24 protein-coding genes are annotated in these 23,838 nt (G+C 42.2%); 18 read left to right on the forward strand and 6 right to left on the reverse strand.

The features are described 5' to 3' along the window. Positions 1-39: 39 nt before the first annotated feature. From prfB to ftsX, 3 genes are all read left to right on the forward strand, one after another. Positions 40-1,135 (forward strand): peptide chain release factor 2 gene (prfB, locus tag D8872_RS02935; RefSeq protein ID WP_111705360.1). Its coding sequence is split into 2 segments (ribosomal slippage): positions 40-111 and positions 113-1,135, totalling 1,095 coding nucleotides; the frame shifts between segments, so codons are not numbered across the junction. 54 nt (positions 1,136-1,189) lie between these two features. After that, the gene (gene ftsE, locus D8872_RS02940; protein ID WP_125379600.1) at positions 1,190-1,882 is read left to right on the forward strand and encodes a cell division ATP-binding protein FtsE; all 693 of its coding nucleotides are present in this window, start codon (positions 1,190-1,192) and stop codon (positions 1,880-1,882) included. Next, positions 1,875-2,801: a permease-like cell division protein FtsX gene (ftsX, locus tag D8872_RS02945; RefSeq protein ID WP_005589699.1), complete on the forward strand. Its 927-nt coding sequence runs from the start codon at positions 1,875-1,877 to the stop codon at positions 2,799-2,801. The genes ftsE and ftsX overlap by 8 nt, the downstream gene beginning before the upstream one ends. 89 nt (positions 2,802-2,890) lie before the next feature. Here ftsX and D8872_RS02950 read toward each other — a convergent pair whose 3' ends face one another. After that, positions 2,891-3,088 carry a hypothetical protein gene (locus D8872_RS02950; RefSeq protein ID WP_125389886.1) on the reverse strand — a complete coding sequence of 66 codons (198 nt, stop codon included), beginning with the start codon at positions 3,086-3,088 and terminating at the stop codon, positions 2,891-2,893. Between the two features lie 193 nt (positions 3,089-3,281). After that, positions 3,282-3,914, reverse strand: coding sequence for an MBL fold metallo-hydrolase (locus D8872_RS02955; RefSeq protein WP_048791760.1), 633 nt, complete (start codon positions 3,912-3,914; stop codon positions 3,282-3,284). 132 nt (positions 3,915-4,046) lie between these two features. Between D8872_RS02955 and D8872_RS02960 the strand changes: the two genes are divergently transcribed. From D8872_RS02960 to D8872_RS03000, 9 genes are all read left to right on the forward strand, one after another. Continuing rightward, positions 4,047-6,491: a bifunctional DnaQ family exonuclease/ATP-dependent helicase gene (locus D8872_RS02960; protein ID WP_125389887.1), complete on the forward strand. Its 2,445-nt coding sequence runs from the start codon at positions 4,047-4,049 to the stop codon at positions 6,489-6,491. Between the two features lie 115 nt (positions 6,492-6,606). Further along, entirely contained in the window at positions 6,607-7,581 is a 975-nt protein-coding gene (locus tag D8872_RS02965) for a YeiH family protein (protein ID WP_125389888.1), read from the forward strand. Between the two features lie 12 nt (positions 7,582-7,593). Beyond that, the gene (locus D8872_RS02970; protein WP_125389889.1) at positions 7,594-8,826 is read left to right on the forward strand and encodes an FtsW/RodA/SpoVE family cell cycle protein; all 1,233 of its coding nucleotides are present in this window, start codon (positions 7,594-7,596) and stop codon (positions 8,824-8,826) included. 36 nt (positions 8,827-8,862) lie between these two features. Beyond that, the gene (locus D8872_RS02975; RefSeq protein WP_125389890.1) at positions 8,863-9,411 is read left to right on the forward strand and encodes a DJ-1 family glyoxalase III; all 549 of its coding nucleotides are present in this window, start codon (positions 8,863-8,865) and stop codon (positions 9,409-9,411) included. Positions 9,412-9,533: 122 nt separating this feature from the next. Continuing rightward, a complete protein-coding gene (locus tag D8872_RS02980; protein ID WP_185761371.1) occupies positions 9,534-10,112 on the forward strand; it encodes an HAD-IA family hydrolase in 579 nt (192 codons plus the stop codon). 1 nt (position 10,113) lies between these two features. Further along, positions 10,114-12,063: a DNA topoisomerase (ATP-hydrolyzing) subunit B gene (gyrB, locus tag D8872_RS02985; protein ID WP_125389892.1), complete on the forward strand. Its 1,950-nt coding sequence runs from the start codon at positions 10,114-10,116 to the stop codon at positions 12,061-12,063. Between the two features lie 85 nt (positions 12,064-12,148). Continuing rightward, positions 12,149-13,873 carry a septation ring formation regulator EzrA gene (gene ezrA, locus D8872_RS02990; protein WP_125389893.1) on the forward strand — a complete coding sequence of 575 codons (1,725 nt, stop codon included), beginning with the start codon at positions 12,149-12,151 and terminating at the stop codon, positions 13,871-13,873. A 99-nt stretch (positions 13,874-13,972) separates the two neighbouring features. Further along, positions 13,973-14,620, forward strand: coding sequence for a phosphoserine phosphatase SerB (gene serB / locus D8872_RS02995; protein WP_125389894.1), 648 nt, complete (start codon positions 13,973-13,975; stop codon positions 14,618-14,620). Between the two features lie 8 nt (positions 14,621-14,628). Then, positions 14,629-15,762 (forward strand): glycerate kinase, encoded by a 1,134-nt coding sequence (locus tag D8872_RS03000; RefSeq protein WP_125389895.1) that lies wholly within the window; start codon positions 14,629-14,631, stop codon positions 15,760-15,762. Between the two features lie 130 nt (positions 15,763-15,892). Here the strand turns inward: D8872_RS03000 and D8872_RS03015 are convergent, their stop codons facing one another. Next, positions 15,893-16,243 (reverse strand): nuclear transport factor 2-like protein, encoded by a 351-nt coding sequence (locus tag D8872_RS03015; RefSeq protein ID WP_125381512.1) that lies wholly within the window; start codon positions 16,241-16,243, stop codon positions 15,893-15,895. Continuing rightward, on the reverse strand, positions 16,240-16,698 hold the full coding sequence (locus D8872_RS03020) for a DUF1694 domain-containing protein (protein ID WP_005589719.1): 459 nt from the start codon (positions 16,696-16,698) through the stop codon (positions 16,240-16,242). The genes D8872_RS03015 and D8872_RS03020 overlap by 4 nt, the downstream gene beginning before the upstream one ends. 184 nt (positions 16,699-16,882) lie before the next feature. Between D8872_RS03020 and eno the strand changes: the two genes are divergently transcribed. Then, on the forward strand, positions 16,883-18,187 hold the full coding sequence (gene eno / locus D8872_RS03025) for a surface-displayed alpha-enolase (RefSeq protein ID WP_015604660.1): 1,305 nt from the start codon (positions 16,883-16,885) through the stop codon (positions 18,185-18,187). 76 nt (positions 18,188-18,263) lie between these two features. Continuing rightward, the gene (locus D8872_RS03030) at positions 18,264-18,848 is read left to right on the forward strand and encodes a hypothetical protein (protein WP_125389896.1); all 585 of its coding nucleotides are present in this window, start codon (positions 18,264-18,266) and stop codon (positions 18,846-18,848) included. Positions 18,849-18,908: 60 nt separating this feature from the next. Here the strand turns inward: D8872_RS03030 and D8872_RS03035 are convergent, their stop codons facing one another. Beyond that, positions 18,909-19,094: a hypothetical protein gene (locus D8872_RS03035; protein ID WP_125389897.1), complete on the reverse strand. Its 186-nt coding sequence runs from the start codon at positions 19,092-19,094 to the stop codon at positions 18,909-18,911. Between the two features lie 31 nt (positions 19,095-19,125). After that, on the reverse strand, positions 19,126-20,136 hold the full coding sequence (locus tag D8872_RS03040) for a lactonase family protein (protein WP_125389898.1): 1,011 nt from the start codon (positions 20,134-20,136) through the stop codon (positions 19,126-19,128). A 238-nt stretch (positions 20,137-20,374) separates the two neighbouring features. Between D8872_RS03040 and D8872_RS03045 the strand changes: the two genes are divergently transcribed. From D8872_RS03045 to D8872_RS03060, 4 genes are all read left to right on the forward strand, one after another. Continuing rightward, positions 20,375-20,641 (forward strand): hypothetical protein, encoded by a 267-nt coding sequence (locus D8872_RS03045; protein WP_005592220.1) that lies wholly within the window; start codon positions 20,375-20,377, stop codon positions 20,639-20,641. A 28-nt stretch (positions 20,642-20,669) separates the two neighbouring features. Then, entirely contained in the window at positions 20,670-21,935 is a 1,266-nt protein-coding gene (locus D8872_RS03050; protein WP_125389899.1) for an efflux RND transporter periplasmic adaptor subunit, read from the forward strand. Beyond that, complete coding sequence (locus D8872_RS03055; protein WP_005589728.1) at positions 21,922-22,596, forward strand: ABC transporter ATP-binding protein; 675 nt, start codon at positions 21,922-21,924, stop codon at positions 22,594-22,596. Before D8872_RS03050 ends, D8872_RS03055 begins: the two co-directional genes overlap by 14 nt. A 74-nt stretch (positions 22,597-22,670) precedes the next feature. Then, on the forward strand, positions 22,671-23,825 hold the full coding sequence (locus tag D8872_RS03060; RefSeq protein WP_376739485.1) for an ABC transporter permease: 1,155 nt from the start codon (positions 22,671-22,673) through the stop codon (positions 23,823-23,825). Positions 23,826-23,838 lie beyond the last annotated feature (13 nt).

Here is a 23,838-nt window from a genome sequence, read left to right on the forward strand (position 1 = left end):
AATGTGTTATAATAAAACGATATATGAAAAGAGGTATTTATGGACATTTCAGAAATTCGTCAAAAGATTGACGCAAATCGTGAAAAATTAGCTTCTTTCAGGGGGTCTCTTTGACTTAGAAGGTCTGGAAGAAGAAATTGCCATCTTAGAAAATAAGATGACAGAACCTGACTTTTGGGATGACAATATTGCAGCCCAGAAGACATCTCAAGAGCTCAATGAACTCAAGCAAACCTATGAGAATTTCCATCAGATGACCGAGCTTTTTGATGAATCGGAAATCTTGCTTGATTTTCTGGCTGAGGACGACTCGGTTCAGGAAGAGCTGGAAGAAAAGTTGACCGAGCTTGAGAAAATGATGACCAGCTATGAGATGACTCTCTTGCTGTCAGAGCCTTATGATAATAACAACGCCATTCTTGAAATTCACCCAGGTTCTGGTGGAACAGAGGCTCAGGATTGGGGCGATATGCTGCTGCGGATGTACACGCGCTTTGGCAATGCCAAGGGCTTCAAAGTAGAAGTCTTGGACTATCAGGCTGGTGATGAGGCGGGTATTAAGTCAGTGACCCTATCATTTGAAGGGCCGCATGCTTATGGTCTACTCAAGTCAGAAATGGGTGTTCACCGCTTGGTTCGGATTTCGCCATTTGACTCGGCGAAACGTCGTCATACTTCCTTTACCTCAGTAGAGGTTATGCCAGAATTGGACGATACTATTGAAGTAGAAGTCCGTGATGATGACATTAAGATGGACACTTTCCGTTCGGGCGGAGCCGGCGGACAGAACGTCAATAAAGTATCAACTGGTGTGCGATTAACCCATATTCCGACAGGAATTGTCGTCCAGTCTACCGTTGACCGGACCCAGTATGGCAACCGTGACCGAGCTATGAAAATGCTGCAGGCTAAGCTCTATCAGTTGGAGCAAGAGAAAAAAGCAGCAGAAGTCGACTCGCTCAAGGGAGATAAAAAAGAAATCTCTTGGGGCAGTCAGATTCGCTCTTACGTTTTTACTCCATACACAATGGTCAAAGACCATCGAACCAGCTATGAAGTAGCTCAGGTGGATAAGGTCATGGACGGAGATTTAGATGGCTTTATTGATGCCTATTTAAAATGGAGACTCAACTAAAAACAGAGTGAAATCGCTAGATAAAAACTCTGATGAAAGGAATTGTACTAATTCATGTCAATGATTGAAATGAAAGACGTTGTTAAAAAGTATGACAACGGGACAACTGCTCTACGTGGTGTATCTATACGTATCGAACCAGGTGAATTTGCCTATATTGTAGGACCATCAGGAGCAGGTAAATCAACCTTTATTCGACTCCTCTATCGTGAAATTAAAATCGATAAAGGAAACCTTGCTGTAGCAGGTTTTAACTTGGGAAAAATCAAGAAACGGGATATTCCAATGCTACGCCGTAGAGTCGGTGTGGTTTTCCAAGACTATAAACTACTTCCTAAAAAGACCGTTTATGAGAATATTGCCTATGCTATGGAAGTTATCGGTGAGCATCGTAGAAATATTAAGAAACGCGTCATGGAAGTTTTGGATCTGGTTGGCCTTAAGCACAAGGTCCGTTCCTTCCCTAATGAATTATCAGGGGGGGAACAGCAACGGATCGCAATTGCGCGTGCCATTGTTAACAATCCTCAGGTCTTGATTGCTGACGAGCCGACTGGTAACTTGGACCCAGATAATTCATGGGAAATCATGAATTTGCTGGAGCGCATTAACCTGCAAGGAACTACAGTCCTGATGGCGACTCACAATAGTCAGATTGTAAATACCCTACGTCACCGCGTCATTGCTATCGAAAATGGTCGTGTGGTGCGTGATGAGGCGGAAGGAGAATACGGATACGATGATTAGAAGGTTTTTCCGTCATTTGATTGAATCGCTTAAGAGCCTTAAGCGGAATGGTTGGATGACAGTCGCAGCTGTGAGTTCAGTTACGATTACTCTCAGTTTAGTTGCTATCTTTGCCTCTGTTATTTTAAATACCGCAAAGCTAGCGTCTGATATTTCAAACAACGTTCGTATTGTTGTCTATATGCGTAAAGACATCGCTGACAACAGCAAAACAATCGTTAAAGAAGGTCAGACCGTTAAAAATAATGATTACCATAAGATTTATGACGCCCTAACTTCGATGGATCATGTCTCAAAGGTTACTTACTCAAGTAAAGAAGAACAGTATGAAAAGCTGACAGAGACAATGGGAAGTGAATGGAAGGTCTTTGAGGGGGATTCAAACCCACTTTATGATGCTTACATTGTCGATACGACAGAGCATAAATACGTAGATTCCGTTGCGGCAGAAGCCAAGAAGCTGGAAGGCGTTTCGGAAGTGCAGGATGGTGGAGCTAATACGCAAAAACTGTTTGCCTTATCTGATTTTATCCGAGTATGGGGACTGGTAGGGGCAGGCTTGCTCATCTTTATTGCAGTCTTCCTGATTTCCAATACCATTCGGATTACTATTATTTCACGGAGTCGTGAGATTCAGATTATGCGCTTAGTGGGTGCAAAAAATAGCTATATCCGCGGTCCCTTCCTATTTGAAGGCGCTTGGATCGGTTTGCTAGGTTCAGTTTTACCAGTAGTTTTAGTTTATTTTGGTTATAATATGGCCTATCAAACCATGAATAAAAATCTCGTTGCGCAAAATCTTTCCATGATTGAGCCACACTTATTTGTCCCTGCTATGATTGGGGCTGTATCAGTCCTAGGAATATTTATCGGTTCACTTGGTTCATCCATTTCTATGAGACGCTTCTTGAAGATTTAATAAAAAAACAGCCTACAAGGGCTGTTCGGATTGAAAACAAACATCATTTGGTGTTTGTTTTTTTATTGTATTAAAAATATAAATTACTACTATCGTTTTGTTTTCGATAGGCCGAGGCTGACTATAATGAGGGTAAAAAAGAATGCAGACAAGAGGCCTTTTGTGGTACTGTTTAGAAAAGGCTTGTCAAAAACATAAAAATTATAAGCAGAAAAGCCTAATCCAAGGAGAGTTAGTATAGCTGAAATAGCCAGCAGAATTAATAAAATTTTTCTTTTATCCATCATGAAGACCATCCTTTATTTTCTATGAACTAAGTATATCATAATAAGCAAAAAGTGACATGACATGGAAGTCAGGTGGCTGAATAATCTTCTGCCCTTTTTCTAAAGACTTCTCTTTCCATTCTTATATAGAAATAGTCATTTCGGAGCTAATCAAAAATGAGGCAGTCTTGATTTCTGCCTCGTTATTAGTTTATTAGAAAAATGGATTGAAATTCTTTTCGTGACCAATCGTTGTGTCATTTCCATGGCCGGGATAGACACGATAGTCTTTGGGCAAGACAAATAACTCTTCGCGGATGCCAGCAAGGAGCTGGTCCATATTACCAGTCGGTAGATCTGTTCTGCCGATGGTCTCACGGAAGAGGGCATCACCAGTCAGGACGACTTGCTCTTCTGGGAAAATAATGGAAACTCCTCCAATAGAATGACCAGGTGTCTGCACAGCATAGAAATGAAAGTCGTCCAGTTGGTAGTCTTGGTGATAGGCGAAAAAGTGTTCAGCAGGTCTGAGAATGACGTCTTCCAAATCTGCATGGCGGTCAAGCCCAGATAGATTATCAGTAGGAGTATAGAGCCAGCTTGCTTCGCTCTCCGCTACATAGACGGGAGGATTGGCAAAGTTATCTCGGACCTTATCCAGACTCATGATATGATCGTAATGCGTATGAGTCAGCAAAATAGCAGTGATGGGCTTAGCAATTTCTTCTAGCTTGCGTTGGATCTTCCGCCAGTCGCTGCCTGGGTCAACTACGATAACATGACGGTCATTTTCAAGGATATAAGTATTTTCAAAAGCGATGAGATTGACAATTTTGTGAACTTTCATTGGGCTTCCTCTGTGTATGTTTTCTCAATAAAGAGTGTAACAAAAAAGCAGAAATTTTGCACAAAATTTATTTTGAGGCTCAGCTTATTTTCAGATGTATCAGGCTGGCATTTGTGATATAATCATAGCAGTATGGCACAATCGAACTATAAATATGCTGTCATCGACTTGGAGGCTACAAGTGCGAACAGCAATGCAAAAATTATTCAAATCGGCATTGTCATCATTGAAAACGGGGTGATTTGCCAAACGTATGAAACAGATGTGAATCCGCATGAGGATCTGGATGAGCATATTAAACAGCTGACAGGATTGGATGATCAGCGCTTGCGTCAAGCTCCGGACTTCTCACAGGTTGCCCGTGAGGTTTATGAGCTGATTGAGGATGCGATTTTTGTCGCCCATAATGTCAAATTTGATGCCAATCTATTGGCGGAAGCTCTCTTTTGGGAAGGCTTTGACCTGCTGACTCCAAGAATAGATACGGTGGAACTAGCTCAGGTTTTTTATCCGACTTTTGATAAATATGCTTTGGGGAATCTGTGCGAGCTTTTGGAGATTCCTCTGAAGAATGCTCATACCGCTTTGGCAGATGCTCAGGCGACAGCTCAGCTATTTCTAAAAATCCAGGAAAAGATGGCTGGACTGCCAAAGGCTTTGCTAGAGAAGGTTCTGGAATTTTCCGATAGTCTCATCTATGAGTCACGGCTAGCGATCGAAGAGATTTTTCAGTCGATGCCAGAGGATTCTGGTCAGGATTTGCAGGAGACGCATGGCATCTTTTTGAAAAGGCCGAAAATCTTGCCGCCTGAGAAGAAACTTTCACAGGACTTTCTGACCAACCTTTATCTGCTGGGGCTGGACGAGCGCCCTGACCAGCTGAGATTTGCGCAATATGTGACTGAGGCGCTTAGTCAGACTGCCGCTAGCTTTTTGGAGGCCCAGACAGGACTTGGCAAGACCTTTGGCTATTTTTTGCCCATTTTGGCTCATGGTAGGGAAAGAGTCTTGGTAACCGTTCCGACGAAGATTTTACAGGATCAGCTGATGCAAAAGGAAGGCCGACTCTTAGAGGAAGTCTTTCATATCTCCTTTCATAATCTCAAAAGTCCCGAAAATTATCTGAAATTAGATCATTTTTATCAAAGTCTCACGGTCTTGGATGATAATCGCCTTGTTAATCGTTGCAAAATGCAGCTTTTGGTTTGGCTGACAGAGACCGAGACGGGTGATTTAAATGAAATCGGCCAAGCTTATCGTTTTGAGTCTTATTTTAGCCAGATACGCCATGATGGGAAATTAAGTAAGCATTCGTTCTTTTATGAAGAGGATTTTTGGCGACTGGGGCAGGTCAAGGCAGCTAGCAGTCGTGTCGTGATTACCAATCATGCTTATCTTTTGACGCGCCTTGAAGATGACCAGTCTTTGCTGGACAATCGGATGCTGGTGGTGGACGAGGCTCAGAAAATGTTTTTTGCCTTGGAAAGTTTTTCGCAGGCCAGTATCAATTTGACCAAGCAATTGCAAACTATCAGCCAAGCTATGCAGACAGAAAAACGGATTTTACAAGAAAGACTCTTGCAAAGCATCCAATTTGAACTGGCAGATGCTGCTGAAAAGCAGCGGGGTAAGACCAGTGAATTGGATTCCAAGAAGATAGCCAAGCTGCGTCAGGATGTGTCTGAGCTGGATGAGAGCTTATTGCCAGAGCTCAGGGAATTGTTTTCAACCAAGTACCAATACTACTGGCTAACGGAAGAACAATTTGCAGATCATCGTGTGACAAGGCTTCATGCTGGGCGCTCAGAACTCATGAGATTTAAAGATTTCCTGTCTGAGACAGTTAAGGTTATCTTAGTCTCCTCTACTTTGGAGATTAGTTCCAAGGTGAATTTACCTCAGTTACTAGGTTTTGAGGATTATCATTTTTATAAACTTCCTCAGCAAAAGAAGCCCCTGCAGAAACTTTTTTTAGATCTAGATTTTCCAGATGTGGTGGAGTTATCAACGCAGGAATACGCTGAGAGGATTGTTGCAAGCTTAGAGAGTTTAGCTCCACTGGATCTGCCGATGGTGGTTCTCTTTACCTCCAAGGATTTATTGCTGGCCACTTCAGACCAGCTGACCATGCCGCATTTGGCCCAGTATAAGAACGGCGAGCCAGCCAATATCAAGCGACGTTTTGACAAGGGAGAGGCACCCATCTTGCTAGGAGCAGGCAGTTTCTGGGAAGGAGCGGATTTGGCTCAGCAAGAGCAAATCATTCAGCTCATCACGCGTATTCCTTTTGATAATCCCAAAGATTTCTTTGTTCAAAAAATCAATCATCATCTGAAGGCAGAAGGCAAAAATCCTTTTTACGATTATCAGTTGCCGTCAGCTATTTTACGATTGAAGCAGGCTATGGGGCGAACCCGTCGCAATGAACGTCAGAAGTCGGCGGTTATTCTTCTAGACAAGCGTATTTCAACCAAGCGCTACGGTCGGCAAATCCAGCAAAATCTAAACCAGCTGGCATCTCTAGAAATGCTGTCGCAGCGGGATATTGTAAAGAAATTAAAAGAATTTTTCGACTAAAACTGCTTGAAAACAGTCAATTTTATCTGGCTGTTTTTCTAAATGATTGCAAATTTTCTCGGCTACTGATGCCAAAAATCTGCTATAATGAAAAGACTAGGAAGAAGGTTGTGACATGAAAAAGAATCTACTAGGAATTGTTCTATCGTTTGCGATAGCGGCTGTTTCCATTTGTTTAGGAAATTGGTTTCCGCTGATTGGATCCAGTGTGTTTGCCATCGTTTTAGGAATTTTGCTCAGTAATTTATGGAAACTTCCAGATGCTTTTCAGCCGGGCTTGACCTATGCAGGAAAGAAACTACTTCAATATTCTATTATCTTTTTAGGATTTTCCATGTCAATCGGCAAGGTCTCTGCAACGGGCTTGTCTTCTTTGAAGATTAGTATTTTGACTATTTTGATTGCTTTCTTGGCGGCCTATGCAGCTGGAAAGTTCTTTAAGATGAGACTCGTTTTAACCATTTTGATTGGCTTTGGAACGGCAATCTGTGGTGGTTCAGCTATTGCAGCGGCTTCGCCTATTTTAGAAGCAGAAGAAGAGGAGATTGCTCTTTCCATTTCAACCATCTTCTTTTTCAATATTTTAGCTGTTTTTATCTTTCCTTTTCTGGGGCATCTCATGCAAATGTCCGATGGATATTTTGGAACTTGGGCAGGGACGGCCATCAATGATACTTCGTCAGTCGTTGCGGCAGGTTATACTTATAGTCAGGCGGCGGGAGATCTGGCAACCATTGTCAAACTAAGTCGAGCCTTGATGATTGTACCCGCCTGTCTCATCTTTGCAGGCTATCGCTATGTCCGAGATAAGCGGTCAGCTCAAAAAGTGGACCTCAAGAAGATTTTTCCTTGGTTTATTTTGTGGTTTGTCTTGGCTTCTGTAGTGAGTAGTTTGGGAATTTTCCCATCAAATCTAGTTCCTTACACGAAACTTTTATCCCAATGGCTGATGGCTATGGCCTTAGCCGGGATTGGAGCCAAGGTTTCATTCAAACAGTTCAGGGAGGCTGGAGCGGGACCTTTATTAACTGGAGCTTTTGCTTGGTTCTGCGTCGCAGTTTCTAGCTTGATTATCCAATATTTTTTGTAAGAAAGGAAAATTATGCCTTCACAGCGAAGAACATTTGAGTCTCGGATTGATTACAGCTTGCTTTTACCTGTCTTGCTCTTACTCTCAATCGGAGTTACGGCTATTTATATAGCGGTTAGTCATGATTATCCAAATAATGTCTTGCAGATTGTTGGTCAGCAAGTAGTTTGGATTTTATTAGGCTTTCTGATTAGCTTTATCGTTATGTTTTTTAACACTAAGTTTCTTTGGAAGATGACGCCTTTTCTGTATGTTTTAGGCTTAGGACTTATGGTTCTTCCGCTCATATTTTATAGTGAGAGCTTAGTGGCTTCTACAGGGGCGAAAAACTGGGTATCTATTCGCGGGGTTACTCTCTTTCAGCCATCTGAATTTATGAAAATCTCATATATTTTGATGCTGTCGCGAGTTGTAGTGAAGTTTCTGCAGCAAAATAAGAACTATGAGCGGACCATTGCTTTAGATCTCTTTTTGATTGTAAAATTAGCATTATATACCTTGCCGGTTTTGTTGCTTTTGGCCTTGCAGAGTGATTTAGGAACAGCCCTAGTATTTGCTGCAATTTACTGCGGCATTGTTCTCTTATCTGGTGTTTCGTGGAAGATTATTCTACCGGTTTTCTTGACAGTATCCCTTCTTTTTACTGTCTTTATGTTGATCTTTATTTCAAATGGTGGCCGTGCTTTTCTCCATGGTTTAGGGATGCCGACTTACCAGATCAATCGGATCTCAGCCTGGCTCCATCCTTTTGAATATGCTCAGACAGTAACCTATCAGCAGGCACAGGGACAGATTGCTATTGGAAGTGGAGGTTTGTTAGGGCAAGGATTTAATGTCTCAAATCTTCTAGTACCTGTCCGTGAAAGTGATATGATTTTCACCGTGATTGCAGAGGATTTTGGTTTTCTTGGTTCGAGTTTGGTGATTGTGATTTATCTGTTCTTGATTCATCGTATGCTTCAGATTACTATTAAGTCCAACAATCAGTTCTACACCTATATCTCGACCGGTCTCATTATGATGCTGCTCTTTCATATTTTTGAAAATATTGGTGCTGTGACAGGGATTTTGCCTTTGACAGGGATTCCACTCCCCTTCATTTCTCAAGGGGGCTCTTCCATCGTCAGCAATCTTATCGGAATCGGTCTCCTACTGTCTGTCTCTTATCAAAATAGCTTAGAAGAGGAGAAGCATGCGGTGACTCCGCCTATTCGTAAAAAAATTGTACTTAGAAAAATAAAATAAGAAGTGGATACCTTGTATCCTAGAAAGGTATTTTACATGAAAAAAGTAGCTCTCATGTTAGCCAATGGCTTTGAAGAAATTGAAGCCCTCACTGTTGTCGATGTCTTGCGTCGTGCAGGCTTTATCTGTGATATGATTGGTTTTGAGGAGGCTGTGACAGGTTCTCATCAGATTACTGTCAAAGCTGATCAAGTCTGGAATGGGAATCTATCTGCTTATGATATGGTCGTTCTTCCAGGCGGTATGCCAGGATCAACAAATCTGCGAGATGACGATCGCCTGATGGAAGTTCTACAGGAATTTCAAGCAGAAGATAAATTTGTCGCAGCTATCTGTGCGGCTCCGATTGCCCTTGACCGCGCAGGTCTGCTGAATGGCAAGAACTTTACTTGCTACGATGGAGTGGAAGCAAACATTGAGAATGGTAGCTATCAGAAGCAGACCGTTGTCGTAGACGGAAAGTTAATCACCAGCCGTGGCCCATCTACAGCCCTACCTTTTGCCTATGAGTTGGTTCACCAGTTAGGCGGAGATGCGGACCAATTGGCAAGTTCTATGCTTTTTAAAGATGTTTTTGAGAACTAAAAAATTCACTCGATTTTCGAGTGAATTTTTTCTGTCTAAGTTGGATGAAAAATCGATGAAAATATGCTATTTCATCATAAATAAAAGCCCTTTTTTTCAAAAAATATGATATAATAAAGGGTATGAATTATCAAGATTACATCTGGGATTTAGGTGGGACTCTCTTGGATAATTATGGGACTTCTACCGCAGCTTTTGTCCATACCTTGCAGGACTTTGGTCTAACTGCGAGTCATGATGAAGTTTATAAGGCTCTCAAGGTTTCGACAGAGTATGCAGTCCGCCAGTTTGCTCCTAGAAACAAGGAATTTTTAAAGGCTTATAAGGCGAACGAGGCCAAGGAATTAGAACATCCGATCTTGTTTGAGGGAGCTTCAGAATTATTAGCACAAATTATCCAGCAGGGTGGTAGAAATTTTTTGATTTCTCACCGAGATGATCAGGTGTTAGAGATTTTGCAGAAGACGCAGATCAGTGCTTATTTTACAGAAGTAGTGACGGCTACTAATGGTTTTAAACGTAAGCCAGATCCTGAGTCTATGCTGTATTTAAAAGACAAGTACCAGATTAAGTCTGGGCTGGTTATCGGAGATCGGCCGATTGATATCGAAGCTGGTCAGGCGGCAGGCTTTAGCTGCTATCTCTTTGATAATATGAAAAATCTTGAAGAATTTGTAGATATTGAACTAGAAAAGGAATAACATGACAGAAGAAAAGCAACAAGACATACAAGCGCAAGAATATGACGCTAGTCAGATTCAGGTCTTGGAGGGCTTAGAAGCCGTTCGGATGCGCCCTGGTATGTATATCGGTTCGACCTCTAAGGAAGGTCTGCACCATTTAGTGTGGGAAATTGTTGACAATTCGATTGATGAAGCCTTGGCTGGCTTTGCCACTCACATTCAAGTCTTTATCGAAAAAGATAATTCGATTACAGTTGTTGACGATGGTCGAGGCATTCCGGTTGATATTCAGGAGAAGACAGGCCGTCCGGCTGTGGAAACCGTCTTTACTGTCCTTCACGCTGGAGGAAAATTCGGCGGTGGCGGATACAAGGTCTCAGGAGGTCTGCACGGTGTGGGCTCTTCCGTTGTAAATGCCCTGTCCACTCAGCTGGATGTCCGCGTTTATAAAAACGGCCAGATTCATTACCAAGAATACCGTCGTGGTCATGTAGTCGCTGATCTAGAAGTCATCGGTGAGACGGATCGTACAGGTACGACCGTTCACTTTACGCCAGATCCAGAGATTTTCACTGAAACAGTAGAATTTGACTTTGAGAAGCTTAATAAACGGGTGCAGGAATTAGCTTTCCTTAATCGTGGTCTCAGAATTTCCATCACAGATAAGCGAGATGGAATAGAGCAGGTCAAGGATTACCACTATGAGGGTGGGATTGCCAGCTATGTCCAATACATCAATGAAAACAAGGATGTAATCTTTGAAACGCCGATTTATACTGACGGCGAAATGGACGACATTACGGTTGAAGTCGCTATGCAGTACACGACTGGCTACCATGAAACAGTTATGAGCTTTGCCAATAATATCCATACCCACGAGGGTGGAACGCATGAGCAAGGTTTCCGGACAGCCCTGACACGGGTCATCAATGACTATGCCAAGAAAAACAAACTTCTCAAAGAAAATGAGGATAATCTGACTGGGGAAGATGTGCGTGAGGGACTGACAGCAGTCATCTCTGTCAAGCACCCCAACCCTCAGTTTGAAGGTCAGACCAAGACCAAGCTGGGCAATAGCGAAGTAGTCAAGATTACCAATCGCCTCTTCAGCGAAGCCTTCTCTGATTTCCTTTTGGAAAATCCTGCGGTGGCTCGAAAAATCGTTGAAAAGGGAATTTTGGCTTCGAAGGCCAGAATTGCTGCCAAGAGAGCTCGGGAAGTAACCCGCAAGAAGTCTGGCTTGGAAATCTCTAATCTGCCAGGAAAATTGGCTGACTGCTCGTCCAACGACCCGCAGGAAACTGAACTCTTCATCGTGGAGGGAGACTCAGCGGGTGGTTCAGCTAAGTCCGGCCGTAACCGTGAATTTCAGGCCATTCTGCCAATTCGCGGTAAGATTCTCAACGTTGAAAAAGCCAGCATGGATAAGATTCTGGCCAATGAAGAAATCCGCAGTCTCTTTACTGCGATGGGAACTGGTTTTGGGGCTGACTTTGATGTCAGCAAAGCTCGCTATCATAAATTAGTCATCATGACCGATGCGGATGTGGATGGAGCTCACATTCGGACTCTGCTCCTGACTTTGATTTACCGCTACATGAAGCCGGTTCTGGAAGCAGGCTATGTCTACATCGCCCAACCACCAATCTATGGTGTCAAGGTCGGCAGCGAGGTAAAAGAATACATCCAGCCAGGTGCAAATCAAGAAGAGGAACTGCAAGCTGCTCTCGAGCTCTATAGTGAAGGTCGCTCTAAGCCGACGATTCAGCGCTACAAAGGTTTGGGAGAAATGGATGACCATCAGTTGTGGGAAACGACCATGAACCCAGAACACCGTCTAATGGCGCGAGTTTCTGTCGATGACGCTGCGGAAGCTGATAAGATTTTTGATATGCTGATGGGAGATCGTGTAGAGCCTCGTCGTGACTTTATCGAAAAAAATGCAGTATATAGCACACTTGATGTCTAAAAAGTTAGAAAAAACAACCATTACAAATGAATTTGTGATATAATCAATATGTTTGCTTTTTAGTAAAAGAATGAAGGAGTTTTATATGTCTAATGGACTGATTATTCTCATTATTGTAGTAGCAGCACTATTAATTTTAGGATATTTTACTGCTATCTATATGAGAAAACGAAATGAAGCGAAGCTTCGAAGTTTGGAGGAGAAAAAAGAGGAACTTTACAATCTTCCCGTGAATGATGAAGTGGAAGAAGTTAAAAATTTACATTTGATCGGGCAAAGTCAAGTGACTTTCCGTGAATGGAATCAAAAATGGGTAGACCTCTCTTTAAATTCATTTGCTGATATTGAGAACAATCTCTTTGAGGCAGAGGGCTACAATAATTCTTTCCGTTTCCTCAAAGCCAAGCATGCGATTGAAAACATTGAAAGCCAAATTGATTTAATCAGTGAAGATATTCATGCGATTCGTCAAGCTTTAGAAGATCTAAAAAAACAAGAATCTAAAAATAGCGGACGAGTTTTACATGCCCTAGATCTATTTGAAAATTTGCAGCATACTGTGGCTAGCAATCCTGACGCTTATGGACGAGCTCTTGCAGAAATTCAGAAGCAAATGGAAAATATTGAGTCTGATTTCTCTCAATTTGTTACTCTCAATTCTTCAGGGGATCCTGTGGAAGCGGCAGAAATCTTAGACAAAGCAGAAGATCGTATCTTGGCACTAACACAGATCGTCGAAAAAGTTCCAGCAATTGTAGAAGACTTGACTGAGAAATTACCAGATCAATTAGAAGATTTGGAGTCTGGCTACCGTAAATTATTGGAAACCAATTATCATTTTATTGAGACTGATTTAGAGGTGCGTTTCCAACAACTTCGTGCTAGTTTGAAACGAAATGAAGAAAATCTTGCGGCTTTGGAGTTGGATAATGCTTTGTATGAGAATGAACAAATTCAAGAGGAAATCGATGCTCTGTATGCCATCTTTACTCGAGAGATTGAGGCTCATAAAGTCGTTGAGAAGTTGGTGAACTACCTTCCTGACTATTTAGAACATACTAAAGAGAATAACCAACAGCTTCAAAGCGAAATGGAACGTTTATCACATTCCTTCTTGCTACCAGAACCTGAAATAAATCATATCAAGGATTTGAAATCGGAATTATCTGCTCAAGAAGCAGTGGTACACTCTTCACTTGAAGATACAGCTGAAATGAAGAAACCTTTCTCATTGGTTAGAGAAGAGTTGGAAGCTATTCAAGACCGATTGAAAGAAATCGAAGATGAACAGATTGAACTTGGTGAGCAACTAGAAAAGATCGAAAAAGACGATGTCAATGCCCGTCAAAAGGTTACGATTTACGCCAATAAATTGCATACGATTAAGCGATTTATGGAAAAACGTAATTTACCAGGTATTCCGGAGTCCTTCTTAACAATTTTCTTTGGAGCAAGCGACTATATTGAGGAGCTGGCTAGAGAGTTGGAGGCAACTCGTGTGAATATTGAATCTGTTAACCGTTGGTTAGAGATTCTGGCAAATACAATGAATGAATTGGAAGAAGAGACATATCGAATCGTTCGAAATTCTACCTTAACAGAGCAGTTGCTACAATACTCTAACCGTTATCGTTCCTTCGATGATAATGTGCAGGCAGCTTTTAATGAATCCCTTCATGCCTTTGAAGTTGAATTTGACTATGCAAAATCTTTGGAAATTATTTCAAAAGCCTTGGATATTGTTGAGCCTGGAGTTTCAGCTCGTTTTATCAATTCATATGAAAAAACACGCGAAAATATTCGCTTCTAAGAAAGTTCCTTCGGGAACTTTTTTCTTTGCAATCTAGCTTGTTTTGCTATTAAAAATCCTGTATAATACAACAAATCACAGAAAATATGAGGTGAGTAGATGAGTCAGGTCAAAGGTTTGTTGGTTATGGATGTAGATAGCACTCTTATTATGGAAGAGGGTATTGATTTGCTAGGCGAGGAAGCTGGAATTGGGCAGCAAGTAGCTGCTATCACCGAGCGAGCCATGCGCGGGGAATTGGATTTCGAGGCTGCCTTACGGGAGAGGGTTTCACTCTTGGAGGGACTTCCGGAAACTATCTTTTCTCGGATAGCTGACAAGATTCATTTCACGCCTGGCGCCAAAAAATTAGTAGATGGGCTGCATGCGCGTGGCTACAAGGTTGGTTTGGTGTCAGGTGGTTTTCATGAAACGGTGGATAGACTGGCTGAGGAGCTAGGAATTGACTATGTAAAGGCCAATCGCTTAGAAATCAAGAACGGCTTCCTGACAGGTCGTGTTTTAGGAGAGATTGTTAGCAAAGATACTAAAGTTCAGATGCTGAAAGAATGGGCTCAAGAAAACGATTTGGAATTAAATCAAACCATTGCTATGGGGGATGGCGCCAATGATTTGCCTATGATTCAAACGGCAGGCATTGGAATTGCTTTTAACGCCAAGCCAATTGTAAGAGAGCAAGCACCCTATCAAATCAATGTTTATGACCTCTATCAAGTAATGGATATTTTAGATGGGAAGGAAAAATAGGAGGCACGATGCATATCTTATTAGCACCAGATTCTTTTAAGGAAAGTTTGTCTGCCGTTCAGGTAGCAGAAGCCTTGAAAGAAGGTTTCTCCCAAGCCTTGCCAGAGGCGACTTTTGACTTACTACCTATTGGAGATGGCGGCGAAGGGACTGTGGCTGCCTTGGTCTCTGCTATGAAGCTAAAAGAGTTTCGTCACTGGGTAACTGGACCTTTCGGCCAGCCAGTCGAAATGAAATATGCAAGACAAGACCAGCTCGCTCTCTTTGAAATGGCAGATTTAGTGGGACTGGCTTTAATTCCTAAGGAAAAACGCAATCCTTTAGGCTTAGAAACCAGAGGGCTGGGGGAGCTGATTATTCATTTGGTCGAACATGGAGTCAGGAAGATTCTGGTCGGTGTTGGAGGATCGGCGACGAACGATGGAGGTATCGGTATGGCAGCTGGTCTGGGCTATGAATTTTTTGATGAAAACAATCATCAACTGCGGCCTGTCGGTTCCTCTCTAGGGAGAGTTGCCCGAATTTCTGCGGAACGTGTTCCAACTTGCTTGGATGATATAGAAATCGAAATTTTGACAGATGTGTCCAATCCTTTATGTGGGCAGCAGGGAGCAACGCAGATTTTTGGACGACAGAAAGGTCTGCCTGAATGGCTTCTTTCATCTGTCGATCAGGAAATGAGGAACTTCTATGAACTGGCCAATCCGCAGATTTTCACCCAAGCTAGTGCTGGTGCAGGAGGAGGCATGGCAGCAGGGCTGGTCACATTTGCCAAGGGGAAAGTCGTGTCAGGAATTGATACCTGTCTGGATTTGTTGGATTTTGACCGCAGGGTTAAAGAAGCGGACTTGGTTGTTGTCGGTGAGGGGCGCATGGATAAGCAGTCTTTGGCGGGAAAGGCCCCAGTTGGAATCGCAAGGAGGACGCCAAAAGGGATTCCCGTTCTTGCGATCTGTGGCAGTTTGGCTGATGATTTGCCTCCATTTCCTAGGGAGAATATCCATGCAGCTTTTCCCATTATCTCGCAAGTGGCAGATTTGGACGTAACCTTAGCTCAAGCGAGGGAAAATCTGGTTCGTACAGCTTGCAATATTGGCAACCTATTAGCCATCAAAAAAAGAGAGTGGGACAGAAATCGGTAATTGGTTAGAATTCGATTTCGTCGTCCCACCTCCGCACAGTTGAGCAGGGCTGTAAAAGCTGATGAAATCAGCGTAGTAGAGCCCGCTCAACCACTGCGTCTTGCTCGACAATCTAAAGACAATTGAGAGGCTAGGACTTTTGTCCCAGCCTCTTTTTCAGTAAATATTCGATTTCTTTGACAATTAAGCCGTTTGCAAATTCAAATAGATCGCAGGAAAGTTCCCCATGGTCATTGACCAAAATTGTTAGAATCCGACTTTGCTCGGAATTGCTGTGATAGTATTGGCAACAAAACTGTGCGGAACTGTTCTGATAGGCTTCCTGTATCCTGTGGAGATAGGCTTCTTTTCCCTGAATGATTTCTGAGGATTCTCCATGTAGCTCCCAGACGATATGCTCGTCTAAAAAAGTTTGATAAATGTCCCAGTCGCGCTGATTTTCTGCCTCGAAAAAGATAAATAATTTCTCTAAATTTGTCATTTATGAAACATTTTTTTCCAAAGGGAGGTTTTCTTGCGGATAGATGGTTTATTCTCTGATTGGTGGAGGACGTCAGCAAATTGCTTGCTCAAGTCCTTTTCTTCTATGGTCACAGGATGATCGCTATGAATCACCAAACCGAAAGGAGAGGATTGGCAAAAAGCAGAGACGATGGTGGCCTCGCAGCCTAAATCTTTGGCGGTTTTTAGGTAGAAAACCTGCTGGCTGGATATGACTTCAGGCGATATTTTGACTGTGACGGGATGGTAGCTTTCAGTGATGTATTCGACTATTTCTTTAAAATGCTTCTTTAGAAGCGAGGAATTGGCATCCGAAATAGAGCAGTAAGCAATCACCCGCTCTTCAAAAGTTTCCAAAAATTTGCGCTGTTCATCAGGATTGAGCTTAGCATTTCCCTGAGATTTTTCCATGATAATGTTATTTAGATCTGTCATGTTTCTAGTATATCATAAATAAAGGATTTCTGATTTTCAAACCGTTAAGAAAAAGATAGGATGTAACCGATTGCATTTCAAAAATTGTGATTTTTCAAGCAAAGCTGCTGTTTTTCCTTGAAAAAAAAGCGCTTTTGAGGTATCATAGACTAGTAAATAATTTTAAACAATAAGGAGAGTCAAAATGTCAATTATTACTGATGTTTACGCTCGCGAAGTCCTCGACTCACGCGGTAACCCAACACTTGAAGTAGAAGTTTATACTGAATCAGGTGCTTTCGGACGTGGTATGGTTCCTTCAGGAGCTTCTACTGGTGAACACGAAGCAGTTGAACTTCGTGATGGTGACAAATCTCGTTACGGCGGTCTTGGTACACAAAAAGCAGTTGACAACGTGAACAACGTTATCGCTGAAGCTATTATCGGTTACGATGTACGTGACCAACAAGCTATCGACCGTGCAATGATCGCTTTGGACGGTACTCCAAACAAAGGTAAATTGGGTGCGAACGCGATCCTTGGTGTGTCTATCGCTGTAGCTCGTGCTGCTGCTGACTACCTTGAAATCCCACTTTACAGCTACCTTGGTGGATTCAACACTAAAGTTCTTCCAACTCCAATGATGAACATCATCAATGGTGGTTCTCACTCAGACGCTCCAATCGCTTTCCAAGAATTCATGATCGTACCTGCTGGTGCACCATCATTCAAAGAAGCTCTTCGTTGGGGTGCTGAAATCTTCCACGCTCTTAAGAAAATCCTTAAATCACGTGGTTTGGAAACTGCTGTTGGTGACGAAGGTGGATTTGCTCCTCGTTTCGAAGGAACTGAAGATGGCGTAGAAACTATCATTGCTGCTATCGAAGCTGCTGGTTATGTTCCAGGTAAAGACGTATTTATCGGATTTGACTGTGCATCATCAGAATTCTACGATAAAGAGCGTAAAGTATACGACTACACTAAATTCGAAGGTGAAGGAGCTGCTGTACGTACTGCTGCAGAACAAATCGACTACCTTGAAGAGTTGGTAAACAAATACCCAATCATCACTATCGAAGATGGTATGGACGAAAACGACTGGGATGGTTGGAAAGCTCTTACTGAACGTCTTGGTGGTAAAGTTCAATTGGTTGGTGACGACTTCTTCGTAACAAACACTTCTTACCTTGAAAAAGGTATTGCAGAAGGCGCTGCTAACTCAATCCTTATCAAAGTTAACCAAATCGGTACTCTTACTGAAACATTCGATGCTATTGAAATGGCGAAAGAAGCTGGTTACACTGCCGTTGTATCACACCGTTCAGGTGAAACTGAAGATTCAACAATTGCTGACATCGCAGTTGCAACTAACGCAGGACAAATCAAGACTGGTTCACTTTCACGTACAGACCGTATTGCTAAATACAACCAATTGCTTCGTATCGAAGATCAACTTGGTGAAGTTGCTGAATACCGTGGATTGAAATCATTCTACAACTTGAAAAAATAATTCCTTCTAAAGGAATGAAGCAAATCCCTTGAGGCTAACTCAAGGGATTTTTAATAAATAAGGGGAGACTTTGGGGATGTTTTATTTCATTTTGTATATCCTAAGCAGAGAGTGGGCAGCTCTTACCGTTTTATTTATAGGCCTCTTTTGGGCTTATAAACGCAAATCAAGCTCTCTGGCGCTTTTGGCAGTTCTATTATTTCTTATAATTACCAGTATATTCTGGTATCCTCGGTTCAGCCCATGGTTTGCTTTTCCCTTTTTATTTCTTGTTTTCTATTTATTGGTCAAAAGATATAGGTGGGTTCTTTATCCTGCTCTTGCTCTAGGAGCCTTGTTAGTGGCATTTTCTCCTATTCTTGGGATATTTTTTACTGTTTATGTTCCGGTGAACCATTATGCCTATCTTGAGGAAAAAGGGCAGACAATAGTGGTTCGAGAAGATTATTATGGAGCATTCTTTAGTAAGAGCGATATAGAGATTATGACTTATGTAAATGGTCAACTTGCTTATGCAAATAAGATGGTTTATGAAAAGGTTGACTTACATGATTTTAATAAGGACAAAGATGCCGATAAGGATGTTTTTCTTGCTCAACCCTTGACAAGGGAGCGATTGGAAGAATTACATGATTTTATGCATCGGAAATGGACCAAATAAACCTTGATGAATCAAAATAGCTGTTGGATCAGACCTCCAACAGCTATTTTAAATAAGATTTTAGAAAATAGACTTAACTTTGTTGATGACGTCGTTGAGACCTTTTGAATTTGCGACCAAATCTTTAGCCTTATCTAAGTATTCGCCTAGCTCATCTTTGTGGTCTTCGACAAACTTCTTAGCTGCATCAAAATCTTTCTTTTCGATCAATTCTTTGACTTTGTTAAACAATTCTACTGGATTCATCTTGAATGCTCCTTTGATAATTTTCTTTTGATTATTGGAAGGTCACGCAGACAGCTTCTGGCACATAGAAATCATGAGAAATCTCTGTTAATCGGCCTGTTTCAGGATTGCGTTTGAAGACAGTCGCATTGTCCGAATCTTGGTGGACAGCGATGAGGTAGTTTTGGTCAGGTGTGATATTGAAATCGCGCGGATTTTTACCCTTTGTTGGCGTGATCTCAACGAGCTGTAGACTTCCATCAGCTATAATTTGATAAACAGCTATTGAGTCATGGCCACGGTTAGAGCCATAGAGGAATTTTCCATCAGTAGAGAGACGAATGGCTGCAGTGCCGTTAAATTCTTCAAATCCTGCTGGGAGAGTTGAGATGGTTTGCAGGTGTTCAAACTGACCAACGCCATCATAAATCAATACTTCGATGGTAGAATTTAGTTCGCATATAAGGTAAGCAATTTTATAGTGGTTATGAAAGACAATGTGGCGTGCCCCGGCTCCAGCAGCACATGTGTAGGTAGCCAATTTGTTCAGTTGTCCGTCTTCCGTCACATCGTAGGTAGTGACTTGATCTGTTCCGAGGTCACAAGTAATCAGATATTGATCGGGAGTCAAGTCAGCATAGTGGACATGGGCAGAGGCTTGATTGGCATGAGGTCCTTGCCCGACATGAGTGTCTGAATCAGCTAGTTTTAGACTGCCATCTTCTTGCTGCTTGTAGACCAGCACTTGTCCCTTGTGGTAGTTGGCCCCGTAGACAAGTCCTCTTTCGTTATCCACAGCAACATAGCAAAGCGGTGCGCCTTCTTCAACCACATGATTGAGAAGCTGTCTCTTTTGGTCATAGGCCGCAATCCCGCCTTGTTCGTCTTTGGCACCAACGGTGTATAGATGATCAGCTTGGTCAAAGGCTAGATAAGTAGGGCTTGGTTCTTCGGCTACTAATTCTAAGTTTGAGAGTTGTCCCTTTTCAGTGTCAAAATCTGCCTTATAAATCCCTTGGGAAACTCGTCGGGTGTATGTTCCAAAATAAACTGTTTGAGTCATGTTTCCACCTCATTCTTTTAAAATCAATCTATTATACCATAAAACGACTTAAGAAGCTGTTTGGATAGGAAAAGTCCTGTATCTATAGGAGAATCTCAAATTTTATCAAAAAATAGATAAAAAACAGATGGTGGGTAGGAAGGGGATAGACCACTTTGATAGAATGGAATTGTTCAAAAAAACAAATACGATCAGGAAAGCTCAAAATTCCTGTTTTCTAAAACAAAGGAGAAATCAAATGAACGTAAAAAAATTCGCTATGCTTGTAACTCTTATCGGAATGTCTGTCTTTTTCCTAGCTGCATGCGGTTCTAAGAATGCTGACAATAAAGAAATTAGTGATGGGAAAAAAGTAGATTTTAAGAAAGATGCTGTTGATCAAAAAACGAAAACAGTAGACGGCAAGGAAGTGACAGAGTACACCATGCCGGACGGAAACGTGATTCAAATCCCAGCAGATGGAGAAGAATTACCAACAGATGAATCTGAATCAACTGATAAATAAAAGTTAGAACTTGTAGGTTGGAGGCAATATGTTTCAAATAAAAAAAATGAATCGTAAAACCATTCTATTGGGAAGCACGGTCATTCTTGCTTGTGCAGGGCTGGGAGGCTATGTACTTCTTCATCAGGTTAATCAACAACAAGCCATGAAAATGGTCGATAATAAGATTGATTCACTGACGGTCCAAGATGCTGTTAATAACAGTAAAAAAACAAGCCTAGTTTTATCTGGAGAAGTAGTTGCTAACAATAGTAGTAAGGTCAAAATTGACCCATCAAAAGGTGAAGTTAAGGAAGTATTCGTTAAAAATGGCGATACTGTTACACAAGGCCAGCCCCTCTTTTCCTATGTGACCTCTCAGGAATTGACAGCTCAGTCTGCTCAGTATGATGCTCAAGCTAAAGCCAATAGCATTACGGCTGCACAAACTAGCGCATCTATCAAATGGGAAACCTATAACCGAAAGCTGGCTAATCTCAATACTCTTAAGAATAAATACAATTCTAGTAAGGATGAGTCTTTGTTAGATCAGATAAAATCTGCTGAAGACGAGCTGGCTCAAGCGCTAAGTGACGCAAAGACTGCTGACAATGAAGTAACGAATGCTCAGATTGAGGCTGAAAAGGCTCAGGTGACAGCTCAGACGGAATCAGACCGTATGAAATATGATACTGTGACGGCTGATACAGCGGGAACCATTACCTCTATGAACGAAGATCTTCCAACTCAGTCCAAGGCTAAAAAGGAAGAAGAAACCTTTATCGAAATCATGGACAAGTCCAAAACTTTGATCAAAGGGAGCGTTAGTGAATTTGACCGTGAGAAGCTGAATGTGGGTCAGAGAGTAGATGTTGTGGACCGCAAGGATCCTAAGAAACGTTGGAGTGGTACCGTGACGCAAGTCGGCACCTTGACAACTGCAAATACCGGAAATAGCAATGGTGGAAATAAACAACAGGAAAATCCCAACCAAGGCAAGTATCCTTATACTGTCGAGCTGGATCAGGGTGGTGAAATGCCACTTGTAGGCTCCCATTCTTATGTCAATGTCGTAGAAAATGCTCCTGAGGCCGGTAAGGTTGTTGTCAATAAAGCCTATACTTTCAGTAAAAATGGTAAGACCTATGTCTGGAAGGTAGAGGGCAAAAAGGTGAAAATGAAGGAAGTTAAGACCAAGAAAGTTTCTGACCGTTTGGTAGAGATTACAGAAGGTCTGACTATGCAGGATACCATTTCGACGCCTAGAGAAGGCATGAAAGACGGGATGGAGGTAGGACAGAATGTTAAAGCTTAAGAACATCCACAAATCTTATCAACAGGGCAGTCAGGAATTTCCGATTTTGAAAGGAATTGATTTGCATGTGAAAGAGGGGGATTTTCTAGCGATCATGGGGCCGTCTGGATCAGGTAAGTCCACTTTGATGAACATTATCGGCTGTTTGGACAAGGCTAGCGCAGGTTCTTATCATATCGAAGGGACTGACGTCTCTGACCTGTCCGATAACCAACTATCTGATTTGCGTAATCAGAAAATTGGCTTTGTTTTCCAGAATTTCAACCTCATGCCCAAGCTGACAGCCTGTCAAAATGTTGAACTACCTCTGACTTACATGAAAGTTCCTAAAAAAGAACGACGCGAGCGTGCCTTAGAAATGCTACGACTGGTCGGCCTGGAAGAAAGAAGTGACTTCAAGCCTATGGAGCTGTCCGGTGGTCAAAAGCAGCGGGTAGCCATTGCGCGTGCCCTGGTGACCAATCCCAGCTTTATCTTGGGAGACGAGCCGACTGGGGCGCTGGATACTAAGACCAGTGTTCAGATTATGGAGCTGTTCAAGCAATTTAATGAACAAGGTAAGACCATTGTCATCATTACCCACGAGCCGGAAGTGGCTCAGCTTTGCAAGCAAACGGTTGTCTTGCGGGACGGTAATATAGAGACTAGGGCATTAGGATAGAAGGGGGCTATATGGAAGATATTTTTGTAGCTCTAAACTCCATCCTGTCCCACAAAATGCGCTCTATGCTGACCATGCTGGGGATTATCATCGGGATTGGCGCTATTATTGCTATCTTTTCCATTATCGAAGGAAATACGGAAAATACAAAACGTCAGCTGATCGGTGGTAGCAATAATACTATCAAAGTTGTCTACGATAAGAAAAGCGCCATCGATCCCTCTATTCCAGAAAAATCCCAAGCGCAGAAGCCTTCCTACATTCCCTTCATGGGAGAGGAGGTCTTGTCCAAAATCAAGGAAATTCCTGGAGTTAAAAATGCTTTGATGACCTATGGGGCGGACGAAAAGATTTACTATCTCAGTCAAAAGTCATCTAGCAAGGTTCAGGCAGTTTCCCAGTCAGTAGCTGATATCAAGCAGCAACGACTGTTGGAAGGGGAGGGTTTTGACTCTGAAGCCTTCAAGAATCAAGAACAAGTAACCTATCTAGAAAAGTCTCTTTATGATACTCTTTTTCCTAAGGGAGACGGTATCGGTAAGTATGTAGAAGTCAAGGGCAATCCTTTTAAAGTTATCGGCGTCTTTGAGTCTACTGAGCAGAGTGGCCTGACCTCTGGTTCGGAAAAGGTAGCCTATATTCCTCTGCAACAATGGCATCGGATTTTTGATACCATCAATGTCAGCCCAGAAGTAACCGTTCAGACCCACAAAGCCGATGATTTGAAGAAGGTAGCCAAGAAAGTTAGTGATTACCTCAATCAGCAGATGCCTCAGTCAGACTATATGTTTGGTGTGCTAAATCTGCAAGAATTTGAACGTCAATTGGATAACCTTAACCAGTCTAACTTTGTCTTGCTAGCGGGTATTGCCAGCATCTCCCTCTTAGTCGGAGGTATTGGGGTTATGAATATCATGCTGGTTTCAGTGACAGAGCGGACACGTGAAATCGGGATTAAAAAGGCTCTGGGAGCTCGGCGAAAGATCATTCTCAAGCAGTTCCTGATCGAAGCGGTCATCCTGACTCTGATGGGAGGAATTATTGGTGTGGTAGCAGGTATCGCCTCTGGCTTTGCTATTACCCAGTCTCTGGCCTACCCATATATTTTATCTCTATTTTCGGTCTTTGTAAGTTTGCTCTTTTGTTGTATAATAGGAGTAGTATTTGGGCTCTTGCCGGCTGTGAAAGCATCCAAGCTGGATCCAATTGAAGCCCTGCGATTTGAATAAATAAAGGAGAATC

The organism is Streptococcus cristatus (genome assembly GCF_003943815.1).
GTDB lineage: Bacteria > Bacillota > Bacilli > Lactobacillales > Streptococcaceae > Streptococcus > Streptococcus cristatus_F.